This is a genomic window from Nocardioides sp., assembly GCF_035503875.1.
Taxonomy (GTDB): domain Bacteria; phylum Actinomycetota; class Actinomycetes; order Propionibacteriales; family Nocardioidaceae; genus Nocardioides.
This window is the reverse complement of record NZ_DATJTA010000022.1, coordinates 36,174-49,000: the sequence shown is the minus strand read 5'-3', so window position 1 is coordinate 49,000 and position 12,827 is coordinate 36,174. Positions and strand designations below refer to the sequence as shown.

Genomic DNA, 12,827 nt, shown 5'->3' with positions numbered 1-12,827 from the left:
GTGCGCATCCCGCTGCCCCCCGTCCCGCTGCCCGAGAAGATCGTCGCCGTCGCGCAGGAGTACGACGACGGCCGCCGTACGCCGGTCGAGCCGCGCGACGCCGCGACCGTCGTCCTCATGCGTCCCTCGGAGCAGGGACCCGAGGTCTACTACATGCGTCGCCACGTGACGATGGACTTCGCCGGGGGCATGTGCGTCTACCCGGGCGGCGGCGTGGACCCGCGCGACTTCGACGCCACCGTCGGCTGGGCGGGACCATCGCCCGCCGAGTGGGCCGCGCGCCTGCACTGCGACGAGGAGACCGCCCGCGCCCTGGTCGCCGCAGCGGTGCGGGAGACCTTCGAGGAGTCCGGGGTGCTGCTCGCCGGCACCTCCGCGACGACCGTCGTGGCCGACACCACCGGCCCCGACTGGGAGGCCGACCGGGTCGCCCTGGAGTCGCGCGAGCTGGCGATGACCGACTTCCTGAACCGTCGCGGGCTGGTGCTGCGCACCGACCTGCTCGGCGTCTGGGACGCCTGGCTGACGCCGATCTTCGAGCCGAAGCGGTTCCGCACCTGGTTCTTCGTCGCCCTGCTGCCCGAGGGCCAGCGCACCCGCGACGTGTCGACGGAGTCGTCCTCGGTGACCTGGCTCCCGGCCCGGGTCGCCGCCGACCAGGCCGAGGCGGGCGAGCTCGCGCTGATGCCGCCGACGTACCTCACCAGCCTCGAGATCGGCACCCACGCCTCCCCGGCGGAGGTGCTCGACGTGGCGGCCGGGCGGAGCGTGGAGATGTTCACGCCGAGCGTCGAGCCGCTCGGCGACGGTTGGACCCTCTCCATGCCCGACCGGCTCCGGCCGCTGCTGAAGGAACGCCGCGGGTGACCCCCTGGTCGGGCGGCGAATTCCCGCCGCGCGCGGAGTGCCTGCTCGCGCCCAACCCCGGCGTGATGACGCTCGACGGCACCAACACCTGGGTGCTGCGCGAGCCCTCCTCCGACGGCGCCGCCCGCGCCATCGTGATCGACCCCGGTCCGGTCGAGGACGGACACCTCGACCGGCTGGTCGAGGAGACCGGCGAGGTCGGCCTGGTGCTGCTCACCCACCACCACTTCGACCACTCCGAGGTGGCGGTCGCGTTCGCCGAGGCCAAGGGCTGCGCGGTCCGCGCGTTCGACCCGGCGTACTGCTTCCGCGCGGACCCGGTCGCCGACGGCGAGCTCCTCGACGTCGACGGACTGGCGCTGCGGGTCGTCACGACGCCCGGCCACACCGCCGACTCCATCTCGCTCGTGCTGCCGGCGCAGAAGGCGCTGCTCTCCGGCGACATGGTCCTCGGCCGCGGTACGACGGTCGTCGCCCACCCCGACGGCCAGCTCGGTCCCTACTTCGACTCGATCGAGAAGATGCGCGCGCTGGTCGCCGCCGGCGAGGTCGAGGCGATCTGGCCCGCGCACGGTCCCGTGCTCGACGACGCCGGCGCCGTGCTCGACCACTACCTGGTGCACCGCCGCGAGCGGCTCGGCCAGGTCGAGTCCGCGCTCCGCGAGCTCGCCGTACCCCTCACCCCCGAGCTCGCCGAGGACGACACCCTGCCCCGCCGCGTCGTCGAGGTCGTGTACGCCGACGTCGACCAGTCGGTGTGGTTCGCCGCCGAGATGTCCGTCCGCGCCCAGTTGGCGTATCTCGCCGGCTCACCGGGTTTCGAGGCTCGTCGCTAGCGCTCCTCGCACCTCAACCAGCGTCGAGGGACGCTGGTTGAGGTGCGAGCGGAGCGAGCCTCGAAACCCGTCTTGCCGGTTGGAGCGGGTTTCGAGGCTCAGGACTTCGTCCTTCGCGCCTCAACCAGCGGTCATCGACGCTGGTTGAGGTGTGAGCGGAGCGAGCCTCGAAACCGGTCTTGCCGAGAGGTGGCGCTGATCGAGGCTGTCGGTTGACTCGCCGGGTTTCGAGGCTCAGGACTTCGTCCTTCGCACCTCAACCGGCGGGGGACGGTCAGACGCGGGTGCCGACCCCGGTGGGGAGGCGGTACGTCGCGTCCAGGACCCGGCTCGCGTGGGAGAGCCAGTGGACGTCCTCGCCCGGGTGCAGGGTGTGCACGAGGACGAGGTCCCAGGCGCGGCGCCACGGGTGGTCGGTGCCCGCCAGCAGGCCGTCCTCGAGGGCGACGTGGTCGACGTACGGGTCGACGTACGACACCTCGGCGCCGCCGCGCCGGAACCGCTCGATGATCTCCAGCGCGGGGGACTCGCGGACGTCGGCGACGCCCGGCTTGTACGAGACGCCGACGACCAGCACCTGCGCGCCGGCCAGCGGGATGCCCGCCTCGGCCAGCACCTCGCGGCCGCGCTGCACGACCCGGCCGGGACGGGCGGCGATGGCGCGCATGGTGGCGTCCACGACCGGTGCCTCGGCCCGGTCCGCGCGCAGCTGCCACAGCAGGTAGTGCGGGTCGCAGGGGATGCAGTGCCCGCCGACGCCGGGGCCGGGGTTGAACGGCATGAAGCCGTACGGCTTGGTCGCCGCCGCCCCGATCACCTCGGTGACGTCGAGGCCGAGGCGCTGGCACACGTCGGCCATCTCGTTGACGTAGGCGATGTTGACCGCGCGGAAGGTGTTCTCGTGCAGCTTGGTCATCTCCGCGACCTCGGGCGAGCTGACCTCGTGCACGACCGGCGCCGTACGACGCAGCACGTCCGCCGCGCTCCGGGTGCAGGCCGGAGTGAGCCCGCCGACGACCCGCGGCGTGGCCTCGACCGGGAAGTCGACGTTGGCGGGGTCGATGCGCTCGGGCGAGAACGCCACGTGCACGTCCACGCCGGGCACCAGACCGCGCTCGCGCAGCGGGCCGTCGAGCAGGTCGCGGGTGGTGCCGACGTACGTCGTCGACGTCAGGACCAGCAGCTGACCGGGACGGGCGCGCTCGACGACGACCCGGCAGGCGGCACGCAGCGCGGTCAGGTCGGGGGTCAGGTGGTGGTCGACCGGGGTCGGCACGCAGACGATGATCGCGTCGGCCTCGGCGAGCCGCTCGGCGTCGCCCGTCACGACCAGCCGGTCGTCGCCCTGCAGCGCGGCCAGCCGGTCGAGGTCGCGGGGGAGCAGGTCGACCTCGCCGTGCGCGATCGCGGTACGCCGCGGCTCGCTGACGTCGTACCCGATGACCCGCCCGCCGCCCGCGACGTACGCGAGGGCGGTCGGCAGGCCGACGTACCCCAGGCCGACGACGCCGAGCGTGGCGCTGTCGGTCCGAGGGCCGGCCGCCACGGGTGCGGCGGCAGCGGTGGGACGCTCCTGGGTCTGCGACATGGCTACGGCATCGGTCCTGCCGGACCGGTCCTGAGCGAATCCGCCGATCTCCTCAGGCGCACGCCGCTCGGGCCGACAACACCGGGGAACCCCCATTCCCAGGAGAGAACTCCCATGACTTCAGTCTCGGCTCGTCGCATCGGACTCGGCACCACCGCCGTGACCGTGCTCGGTCTGCTCGCCGCGGGTACCCCCGCCCTGGCGGCCAGCCCGTCGTACTCGATCATCTGCTCGTCCGCCCAGTTCGAGGCCTCCCGCACCCAGGAGACCACCCACCAGCTGCACTGCGAGGACTCGAACGGCGACGCCGTCGACGAGTACGTCGTGGTCTCCGCACCGACGAAGGCCGAGACCTTCGACCTCGACGCCGCCACGGGCGAGGTGACCTACCAGCCGAAGGCGAACGCCGTCGGCACCGACACGTTCACCTTCAAGGCGGTCGTCGAGGACCTCGCCGAGAGCCCGGTCACCACCGCCGTCGTCACCATCGAGAACGACCGGCCGGTCTGCGCGACCGTGGCCCCGCAGTCGGTCCGGCACAACGCCACCCTGACCGTCCCGCTCGTGTGCTCCGACCCCGACGGCGACACCCTGCAGATCCAGACGGGTACGACGGGCGCCGCGCACGGCAACGTCGCGATCGTCGCCGGCAAGGCCGTCTACACCCCCGCCCCGGGCTACACCGGCGCGGACGCCTTCACCCTGGTCGCCACCGACGGCGACCTGCTGTCCGAGCCGGCCGCCGTCGCGGTCACCGTGACCAACGCCGCGCCGACGTGCGCTCCCGGCGCCGTCCGGACCACCCACGGCCGCGCCGTGTCCTTCCCGGTCTCCTGCGTCGACGTCGACGGCGACACGCTGACCCGGTCGGTCGTGGCGAAGGCCCAGCACGGCACCGTCACCGTCGCCGGCACCACGGCCACCTACCGCCCGGCCGCGGGCTACGTCGGCAAGGACGTGTTCTCCCTCGGCGCGACCGACGGCCTCGTCGCCTCCGCGCCGGCCGCCTTCGCCGTCCAGGTCACCAACGCCATCCCGTCCTGCAAGGCCAAGGTCAAGCTGAGCGCCCGCTCCGCCGGCCGCTCCAAGGCGACCAAGGTCCCCTTCAAGCTCACCTGCACCGACGGCGACCGTGACGCCGTCAAGGTGGTCGTGGCCGCCAAGCCCAAGAAGGGCAAGCTCGTCTCCAAGGGCGGCAAGTGGACCTACGTCGCCAAGAAGGGCTTCTCCGGCAAGGACACCTTCACCCTGCGGCCGACCGACGGTGTCTCGACCGGCAAGCCGGTCAAGTTCACCGTCAACGTGAAGAAGCCGGCGCGCAAGCGCTGAGCGACCCACTCGTCCGTCCCGGCTGCCCCGGGGGTGCGAACCCCCGGGGCAGACCCACTCCCAGGAGCTCGCTCGTGCCCTCCTTCGCCGTCACCGGGGTCGCCTCCGTGGTCGCCGCCCTCGTCGTCAGCCTGCTGCCGGGCCTGACCGCTCCGGCCGAGGCCGCGCGGTCCGCACGGCCCGCCCGACCGGGTCCGCTCACCGTTGCGACCGTGACGCAGTCCGGCGCCGTGGTCGACTTCGGCCGCTCGAAGGGCTCCGGCCGGGTCAGCTATCGGATCAAGGCGGGCGGCAAGACGGTCGCGCGCAGCCGCCGTACCTCTCGGGTGCCGGTGTCGCTCGCCTGCGGCCGCACCTACGTCCTGAGCGCCGTGGCCGTCGACCGCCGCGGCCGCCGCTCCACCCCGTCGCCGAGCGCCCGGCTGCGTACCCGCGCCTGCCTCGACAAGACCCCGCCGACCGCGCCCACCGGGCTGGTCGCCACCTCCCGCACCGGCAGCGAGGTCGGGCTCGCCTGGAAGCCCGCGCGCGACAAGGTCGGCGTCACCGGCTACCTCGTCTACCGCGACGGCGTCGTGCTCGGCGGCGCGACCGGCAGGGCGTACGTCGCCCGCAACCTGCGCGCCAGCACGACGTACACGTTCTCCGTCCGGGCCCGCGACCGCGCGGGCAACCTGTCGGCGCCGGTCACCCTCCGCGTCGCCACGACCCTGCCCCCGCAGTCGACCGGCGACAACCGCTCGTTCGTGCTCACCACCGACGACGCGTCCTTCGCCGACGCGCAGCGCCACTACCGGCAGCTGGACCGCGTCTTCCCGACCTTCTTCGAGCTGACCCGTCACGGCGACGTCTCCGGGACCGGCCGGCCCGCGCTCACGACCTGGTTCCAGGACCGCGGGGTGCGCGTCATGCCGCGCTTCCACTCCGAGGACCCGGGCGTCATCGAGGCGCTGCTGACCGACCCCGTGCGTCGCAACCGGGGCGCCGAGCAGGTCGCCGCCATCGTCCGCGAGGGCGGGTACGACGGCGCCAGCCTCGACCTCGAGATGAGCATGCCGACCGTCGGCACCGGCACGCTGACCAAGCAGGAGCGCTGGGACGCGATCCGCGACGGCTACAGCGCCTACGTCGAGCGGATCTCCGAGCTCGTGCACGCCGACGGCGGCCTGGTCTCCGTCGCGGTCTCCGCGAACTGGTGCACCGCGACCGACCCGCTCACCCGAGCGACGGTCTACTGCTCCGACTCGGGCTCGCGGAGCACGGTCCGGCCGCGGGCGTACCTCTTCGACTACCCGCGGCTGCTGGCCGCCGCCGACGAGCTCTGGGTGATGGCCTGGGGCCTGCACTGGTCGACCAGCGAGTCCGGCCCGGTGGCCGACCTGCGCTGGCTCTCCGCGGTCGTCGACTACTACCACGACCTGCTGGCGGACCGCCCCGAGCTCGTCGAGAAGCTGACGCTCGGCACCAACCTGTACGCGATGGACTGGTCGGAGACCGTGGTCCGCACCGACCGGATCGCCTGGCCGGGATCGGCGTACCCGACCGCGCCGGTCTGCCCGGTGCCCTCGCGCACCGCCCGCGCGCGGACGTCGTACGAGGGGGTTCCCGGATCGGGCACCCTCGTCGTGGACTGGGTCTGCCTGAACCGCGCTGCTACCACGCGTGAGCACCAGCAGGTTGTCTCCGCCTTCGGCGAGTTCACCTCGAACGTCTTCGACGAGGAGTCGGCCGAGAACGTCCTGACCGTCGACGACCCGGTCGCGCCGGGCGCCCAGCGGGTGCTCTGGTACGTCGACCGGCGCACCATCCAGCAGCGTGCCGCGCTCGCCGCGTCGGCCGGCTGGAGTCTCGGGTTCTGGCGGCTGGGCCGCGAGGACCAGAGCATCTGGAGTCTCGCCGAGCTGCAGGGGAGTGCCTCGTGACCGCCATCCTCGAGCCCGAGGTCGCCTCGGCCGTCCCGGCGCCGGCCGCGCCGTCGTCGCCGCCGTCGTCCGGGCGGGTCCGTGGGGCGCACGTGCTGTGGCGGCTGACCGTCGTCGGGTACGCCGCCGCGCTGCTCGTCTTCGTGCTGTCGCTGAAGGTCGGCGACGCGCTGGCGACGAGCATGGTGCTGCGGGTCTACGCCTACGTGCTGGCGGCGTACCTGCTCACCCGGGTGGGGCTCGCCGCGCTCTACCGCCCGGACCGCACGACGGTGCCCGACGCCGACCTCCCGACGCTGGTGATCGCCGTGCCCGCGTTCAACGAGGAGGCACACGTCGAGGACACCATCGACGCGCTGTTCCGGGTCGACTACCCGGCCGAGAAGCTGCGGGTGGTCGTCGTGGACGACGGCTCCACCGACCAGACCTGGGCGCGGATCCGCGCCAGCGCGGTCCGGCACCCGCTCCTGGACGGCATCCGGTTCTCCCGCAACCGGGGCAAGCGCGCGGCGATGGCCGCCGCCGTACGCGCCGCCGACGGCGCCGACCTGGTCGTCTTCGTCGACTCCGACTCCGTCCTGGAGCCGCAGGCGCTGCGCGAGCTGGTCAAGCCGTTCCTCGGCGACGCGGCCGGCCGGGTCGGCGCGGTGACCGGGCAGGCCGACGTCCAGAACCCCGGCACCAACCTGCTCACCCGGCTGCAGCAGGTCCGCTACTTCGCGGCGTTCCGCGTCATCAAGGCGGCCGAGTCGCGGTACGGCGCGGTCACCTGCGCGTCGGGCTGCTTCTCGGCGTACCGCCGCTCCGACCTGCTCGACGTCCTCCCCGAGTGGGAGAACCAGCGCTTCCTCGGCCAGGAGGCGACCTTCGGCGACGACCGCGCGCTCACCAACGCGCTGCTGCGCCGCGGGCTCGAGGTGCGCTACCAGTCGACCGCGGTCAGCGCGACGCTCGTGCCCGACCGGTGGCGGGCCTTCCTGCGCCAGCAGCTGCGCTGGAAGAAGTCCTGGCTGCGCGAGACCCTCTACGTCGTCCGCTTCGCCTGGCGGTGGCCGCTGCTCGCGTCGTTCGCCGTGTACGCCAGCGTCGCCTTCCAGCTCCTCGGTCCGCTCGTCGCGCTGCACCTGCTGGTGATCCGGCCGGTGTTCCTCGGTGGCTCGCCCTGGCTGTACCTGATCGGCCTGCAGGTCGTCGCCGTCCTCTACGGGCTGCTGTACGCCGGCGTGAAGCGCAGCCCGCACTGGTGGGGCGGCATCGCCTTCGCGTTCGCCTACTCGGCGGTGATCAGCTGGCAGATCTACTGGGCGATGCTGACCCAGCGCAACACCTCGTGGGGCACCCGCGCGTCGTCCATCACCGGCGAGGGCGAGCCGCTCGCGGTCGCCGAGGTCGTCGGCGAGCCCGGCGACTGCGGCCTGCCGCTGCTCTGCGAGCCCGGCACGCGGACCCAGCCGGTTGCGTCAGCGGGCGACGTGGCTGTCGCCGAGCGCGAGCCCGTCCCCGACTGGGACGCCGCCACCCGCCGCGACTGGGTCATCGGCGTACTCGCGGTCCCGGCCTCGGCGCTGCCGGTGCTGTGGTGGGTGTTCTGGCGCTAGGTCGCGCCGGCCCGTGGGTCGCCGTACGGCTGCGGCGTGTCCCAGGGCCGCAACTGCGGCCGTCGGACAGGTTCGCCCGCGCGAGCCTCAGCGAGCCCGGCGCGCCAACCGCTCGACGTCCATGATCACGACCGAGCGCGGCTCCAGCCGCAGCCAACCCCGCGAGGCGAAGTCGGCGAGCGCCTTGTTGACCGTCTCACGGGAGGCGCCGACCAGCTGGGCCAGCTCCTCCTGAGTCAGGTCGTGGTGCACGTGCACGCCGTCGTCGGCGGTGCGGCCGAAGCGGTCGGCGAGGTCGAGCAGCGCCTTGGCGACGCGGCCGGGGACGTCGGAGAAGACCAGGTCGGCGACGACGTCGTTGGCCTTGCGGAGCCGGCCGGCGAGCTGGGCGAGGAGACCGCGGGCCACGACGGGCCGGCCCTCGAGCCAGCGCAGCAGGTCCTCGTGGGAGAGCGAGGCGAAGGCGGCGTCGGTGACGGCGGTGACGGTCGCGGAGCGCGGACCCGGGTCGAAGAGCGACAGCTCGCCGAACATCTGGCCGGGGCCGAGGATCGCGAGCAGGTTCTCGCGGCCGTCGGACGAGGTGCGGCCGAGCTTCACCTTGCCGTCGAGGACGATGTAGAGCTTGTCGCCCGAGTCGCCCTCGTGGAACAGCACGTCGCCGCGCCGCAGCCGGTTCTCGGCCATCGACGCACGCAGCGCGGTGGCGGCCTCGTCGTCGAGGGCGCTGAACAGCGGCGCCTGACGCAGTACGTCGTTGTCCACGGGTCCTCCTGGTTGACGGGTACGGCGGCCCTCACCTGCGCAAAGGCGTTCCAGCGGTAGATCCTAGCCAGTGGTTTATCTCACAGGCGACACCGGGGCCGCGAGTCGGCGGTGCGCGGGGACGACGGCACCGTCGGTGGGTCGCCGTACCCTGAACCCGTGCCCGCGACCCCCCTGCCCGTGAAGCCCGACACGAGCCTGGTCCGCCGGGCGCGCAAGATCGACCGGGTGCTCGCGGAGACCTATCCCGACGCCCGCTGCGAGCTCGACTTCGACGACCCGTTCCAGCTGCTGGTCGTGACCGTCCTCTCGGCGCAGACGACCGACAAGCGGGTCAACGCGGTGCGGCCGACCCTGTTCGCCGCGTACCCCGACGCGAAGGCGATGGCGGCCGCCGACCGCACGACGCTGGAGGGCATCGTCGGGCCGCTCGGGTTCTTCCGCGCCAAGACCGAGTCGCTGCTCAAGCTGAGCGCCGCGCTGGTCGAGGACCACGACGGCCAGGTACCGCCGCGCCTCGCCGACCTGGTCAAGCTGCCCGGCGTCGGCCGCAAGACCGCCAACGTCGTGCTCGGCAACGCCTTCGACGTCCCCGGCATCACCGTCGACACCCACTTCGGCCGCCTGGCCCGACGCTTCGGCTGGACCGAGGAGACCGACCCGGTCAAGGTCGAGCACGCCGTCGGCGCGCTGTTCCCCAAGCGCGACTGGACGATGCTCAGCCACCACCTGATCTGGCACGGCCGGCGCCGCTGCCACAGCCAGAAGCCGGCCTGTGGGGCGTGCCCGGTCGCGCGCTGGTGCCCGGCGTACGGCGCCGGCCCCACCGATCCGGAGGTCGCGGCCAAGCTCGTCAAGACCGAGGGCCGTGCATGAGGCGGCTGCTGGCCGGGGCGGCGGTGCTGCTGCTCCTGGCGACCGGGTGCACGGACGACGACTCCGGCCCGGCGGGCTCCGCGGGGCCGTCGCGCGTCGATGTCGACACCCCCGAGCTGCGCGCGCTGAAGCAGGAGATCGGCGTCGAGACCTGCGTGCCGGGCGAGGGCACCGACGGCGCACTGCCGGAGCTCACCCTGGCCTGCCTGGGTGGCGGACCCGACGTCGACCTGGCCTCGCTGCAGGGGCCGCTGATCGTCAACTTCTGGTACGCCGCGTGCGGGCCGTGCCGCGAGGAGATGCCGGCCATCCAGGAGTTCCACGAGCGGTACGGCGACCAGGTGCCGGTCGTCGGCGTCACGAAGGACATCTACCCCGAGTTCGCCCTCGAGCTGGCTCGGACGACCGGAGCCACGTACCCGCAGCTGGCCGACCCCGGTGACGACATCAGCGGCACCGAGATCCGCCCCCGTGGCTATCCCGCCTTCGCCTTCCTCACCGCCGACGGCGAGGTGGAGATGACGGCGGGCGGCATCGACTCGGTCGAGGAGCTGGTCGAGCTGGTCGACGCGAAGCTGGGGATCAAGCTGTGACCCTTCCCGACTGGCTGGTCCCCGTGCGGGAGGCGGCTGAGACGATCGAGGCGAGCCACCTGACCCGGTTCGTGCCGCCCGAGGGATCCGACGCCCGGCGCGGCGCCGTACTCATGCTGTTCAGCGAGGGCCCGACGGGAGCCGAGCTGCTGCTGACCGAGCGCGCCCACGACATGCGTTCCCATCCGGGCCAGGTGTCCTTCCCGGGCGGTTCCCTCGACCCGGGCGAGGGGGTCGTCGAGGCCGCGCTGCGCGAGGCCGAGGAGGAGGTCGGTGTCGCGCCGTCGTCGGTCGAGGTCTTCGGCCTGCTGCCCGAGCTGTGGCTGCCGCCGAGCAACTTCGCCGTCACGCCGGTCCTCGGCTGGTGGCGCGAGCCCGGCGGTGCCGAGGTGGTCAGCCGCGCCGAGGTGCACGCGATCCACCATGCCCCGATCAGCGAGCTCCTCGACCCCGAGCACCGGGTCTCCGTGCGCCACCCCAGCGGCTACGTCAGCCCCGGCTTCATGATCGGTCCAGACAAGGACGTCATCCTCTGGGGTTTCACGGGCGGGATCATCACGCGTCTGTTCGACTACCTCGGGTGGTCGCGCCCGTGGGACGATGCGCGCGTCCGCGACCTCCCGGCGTACATGCTGGCCGGTGACTCGCGCGCCCAGCGCAACGCCCGCGCCGGGATGCTGGACATCGAGCACGACGAGGACGACGGCGAGGAGCCGGCATGAACCTGCTGGACTGGCTGCTGGTGGCCCTGGTCGTCGCCTACGCCCTCTCCGGCTACTGGCAGGGCTTCATCACAGGCGCCTTCGCGACTGCGGGGCTGCTGCTCGGAGGCCTGTTCGGGGTCTGGCTCGCGCCGGTCGCGCTGGGGGAGGCCTCTCCCTCGACGTGGGTCTCGCTGGGCGCGCTGTTCATCGTGATCCTCGCGGCGTCGCTCGGCCAGGCGCTGTTCCAGTTCGTCGGCGCGAGGATCCGCAACCGGATCACCTGGCAGCCGATCCGGGCCATCGACGCCGTCGGCGGTGCGTTGCTCAGCGCGGCCGCCGTGCTGCTCGTCGCGTGGGCGCTCGGCGTCGCCGTCTCCGGCAGCCGGATCGGCCAGGTCACCCCGATGGTCCGCGAGTCGACGGTGCTCGCCAAGGTCAACAGCGTGCTGCCGCAGTCGGCGCCCGGCGTGCTGAGCACCTTCAACGACGTCGTCGGCACCAGCTTCTTCCCGCGCTACCTCGAGCCGTTCGCCCCCGAGCGGATCGTCGAGGTCGCGCCGGGCGACAGCAAGCTGCTGGAGAAGCGCCGCGTGCGCGTCGCCCAGGAGAGCGTGCTGAAGGTCCGGGCCACGAACCGCTGCGGCCGCGGCGTCGAGGGCACCGGCTTCCTGTACGCCGAGGACCGGCTGATCACCAACGCCCACGTGGTCGCCGGCGTCGACGATCCCGAGGTGCTGCTCGGCGAGGAGTCGGTCCCCGCCACGGTCGTGCTCTACGACCCGCAGCTCGACCTCGCCGTGCTGCAGCTCGACGCGCAGGGCCGGGCCACGCTCCGCTTCGACCAGGGTGCCCAGGCGGGCGACCCGGTCGTGATCCTGGGCTACCCCCAGGACGGCCCGTACGACGCGCAGGCCGCCCGGATCCGGGCCGAGCAGCGGCTGCGGTCCCCCGACATCTACGGCCGCGGCTCGGTCATCCGCGAGGTCTTCTCCCTGCGCGGGCTCGTCCGTCCCGGCAACTCCGGCGGTCCGATCGTCGAGCGCGACGGCGACGTCGTCGGCGTGGTGTTCGCCGCCTCGGTCACCGACAAGGACACCGGCTACGCCCTCACCGCTGCGCAGGTCGCCGACACCGCGGCCGAGGGCCGCGCCCGCAGCAGCGAGGTCTCGACCGGCGAGTGCGCCGGCTGACGCTGGTTGAGGTGCGAAGCCGCGCTAGCGGGTGGCCCCACGCTGGTTGAGGTGCGAAGCCGCGCTAGCGGGTGAGCCTCGAAACCCCGTGAGCCGACAAGCAGCCCCCACCGGGTCCGTCGTACGTCAGGCCATGCCCTTGAACGCCTTGGGGATCTCGCGGCCCTGTTCGATCGCCTTCTCGGGCGGCCCGACCTGCTTGACCTTCTTCACGCCGATGAAGACCAGCAGCGCGGCGATCCCGAGGTAGAGGGCGAAGACGATCAGGAACGCCCAGTGCAGGCTGAGCCCCTGGCCGTTCCAGTTGATGAAGTAGGCGAGCGCCACCGAGAACATGATGATGGCGAGCACGGCGACGAAGGCGGCCGCGGCGAACATCGCGACGCCCAGGCCGCCGGCCTTGACGCTGACCTTCAGCTCGGACTTCGCGAGCTCGATCTCCTTGGAGATCAGCGTCGAGATGTCGCGGCTCGCGTCGGCGACGAGGCGACCGATGGTGGGGTCGTCCTTGCTGGGTGCCTGGACGGGTTCGGTGGCCATGCGGGCAGTCCCCCTGCTG

Annotated in this window: 12 protein-coding genes; 9 read left to right on the top strand and 3 right to left on the bottom strand. The window is 72.9% G+C overall.

Going from position 1 to position 12,827, the window contains the following annotated elements; genetic code table 11:
- Together VMF51_RS05805 and VMF51_RS05800 are read left to right on the top strand one after the other, a co-directional pair.
- The gene (locus VMF51_RS05805) at positions 1 to 867 is read left to right on the top strand and encodes an NUDIX hydrolase (protein WP_325473462.1); all 867 of its coding nucleotides are present in this window, start codon (positions 1 to 3) and stop codon (positions 865 to 867) included.
- Positions 864 to 1,703, top strand: coding sequence for an MBL fold metallo-hydrolase (locus tag VMF51_RS05800; RefSeq protein WP_325473461.1), 840 nt, complete (start codon positions 864 to 866; stop codon positions 1,701 to 1,703). Before VMF51_RS05805 ends, VMF51_RS05800 begins: the two co-directional genes overlap by 4 nt.
- A 274-nt stretch (positions 1,704 to 1,977) precedes the next feature.
- On the opposite strand, the gene VMF51_RS05795 is transcribed toward VMF51_RS05800, so the two are convergent.
- Positions 1,978 to 3,291, bottom strand: coding sequence for a nucleotide sugar dehydrogenase (locus tag VMF51_RS05795; protein ID WP_325473460.1), 1,314 nt, complete (start codon positions 3,289 to 3,291; stop codon positions 1,978 to 1,980).
- A gap of 114 nt (positions 3,292 to 3,405) precedes the next feature.
- Here VMF51_RS05795 and VMF51_RS05790 point away from each other — a divergent pair, with 114 nt between their 5' ends.
- The 3 genes from VMF51_RS05790 (at position 3,406) to VMF51_RS05780 (ending at position 8,140) form a co-directional block, all read left to right on the top strand.
- Complete coding sequence (locus VMF51_RS05790; protein ID WP_325473459.1) at positions 3,406 to 4,620, top strand: Ig-like domain-containing protein; 1,215 nt, start codon at positions 3,406 to 3,408, stop codon at positions 4,618 to 4,620.
- Positions 4,621 to 4,694: 74 nt separating this feature from the next.
- A complete protein-coding gene (locus VMF51_RS05785; protein WP_325473458.1) occupies positions 4,695 to 6,542 on the top strand; it encodes a fibronectin type III domain-containing protein in 1,848 nt (615 codons plus the stop codon).
- A complete protein-coding gene (locus tag VMF51_RS05780; protein WP_325473457.1) occupies positions 6,539 to 8,140 on the top strand; it encodes a glycosyltransferase in 1,602 nt (533 codons plus the stop codon). The genes VMF51_RS05785 and VMF51_RS05780 overlap by 4 nt, the downstream gene beginning before the upstream one ends.
- A gap of 87 nt (positions 8,141 to 8,227) precedes the next feature.
- On the opposite strand, the gene VMF51_RS05775 is transcribed toward VMF51_RS05780, so the two are convergent.
- A complete protein-coding gene (locus tag VMF51_RS05775; RefSeq protein WP_090854061.1) occupies positions 8,228 to 8,905 on the bottom strand; it encodes a Crp/Fnr family transcriptional regulator in 678 nt (225 codons plus the stop codon).
- 159 nt (positions 8,906 to 9,064) lie between these two features.
- Here VMF51_RS05775 and nth point away from each other — a divergent pair, with 159 nt between their 5' ends.
- Genes nth through VMF51_RS05755 form a run of 4 tightly spaced genes read left to right on the top strand, consistent with a single transcriptional unit; the run spans position 9,065 to position 12,268 of the window.
- Entirely contained in the window at positions 9,065 to 9,781 is a 717-nt protein-coding gene (gene nth, locus VMF51_RS05770; protein WP_325473456.1) for an endonuclease III, read from the top strand.
- On the top strand, positions 9,778 to 10,374 hold the full coding sequence (locus VMF51_RS05765) for a TlpA disulfide reductase family protein (protein WP_325473455.1): 597 nt from the start codon (positions 9,778 to 9,780) through the stop codon (positions 10,372 to 10,374). Before nth ends, VMF51_RS05765 begins: the two co-directional genes overlap by 4 nt.
- Positions 10,371 to 11,096 (top strand): CoA pyrophosphatase, encoded by a 726-nt coding sequence (locus tag VMF51_RS05760; RefSeq protein WP_325473454.1) that lies wholly within the window; start codon positions 10,371 to 10,373, stop codon positions 11,094 to 11,096. The genes VMF51_RS05765 and VMF51_RS05760 overlap by 4 nt, the downstream gene beginning before the upstream one ends.
- The gene (locus tag VMF51_RS05755; RefSeq protein WP_325473453.1) at positions 11,093 to 12,268 is read left to right on the top strand and encodes a MarP family serine protease; all 1,176 of its coding nucleotides are present in this window, start codon (positions 11,093 to 11,095) and stop codon (positions 12,266 to 12,268) included. Before VMF51_RS05760 ends, VMF51_RS05755 begins: the two co-directional genes overlap by 4 nt.
- A 126-nt stretch (positions 12,269 to 12,394) precedes the next feature.
- Here the strand turns inward: VMF51_RS05755 and VMF51_RS05750 are convergent, their stop codons facing one another.
- The gene (locus VMF51_RS05750) at positions 12,395 to 12,808 is read right to left on the bottom strand and encodes a phage holin family protein (protein WP_325473452.1); all 414 of its coding nucleotides are present in this window, start codon (positions 12,806 to 12,808) and stop codon (positions 12,395 to 12,397) included.
- Positions 12,809 to 12,827 lie beyond the last annotated feature (19 nt).

Bases quoted from the DNA above. Each gene is read 5' to 3' on its own strand.
- VMF51_RS05795 (WP_325473460.1), bottom strand. From the start codon at position 3,291: ATGTCGCAGACCCAGGAGCGTCCCACCGCTGCCGCCGCACCCGTGGCG.
- VMF51_RS05790 (WP_325473459.1), top strand. From the start codon at position 3,406: ATGACTTCAGTCTCGGCTCGTCGCATCGGACTCGGCACCACCGCCGTG.
- VMF51_RS05765 (WP_325473455.1), top strand. From the start codon at position 9,778: ATGAGGCGGCTGCTGGCCGGGGCGGCGGTGCTGCTGCTCCTGGCGACC.
- VMF51_RS05755 (WP_325473453.1), top strand. From the start codon at position 11,093: ATGAACCTGCTGGACTGGCTGCTGGTGGCCCTGGTCGTCGCCTACGCC.
- VMF51_RS05750 (WP_325473452.1), bottom strand. From the start codon at position 12,808: ATGGCCACCGAACCCGTCCAGGCACCCAGCAAGGACGACCCCACCATC.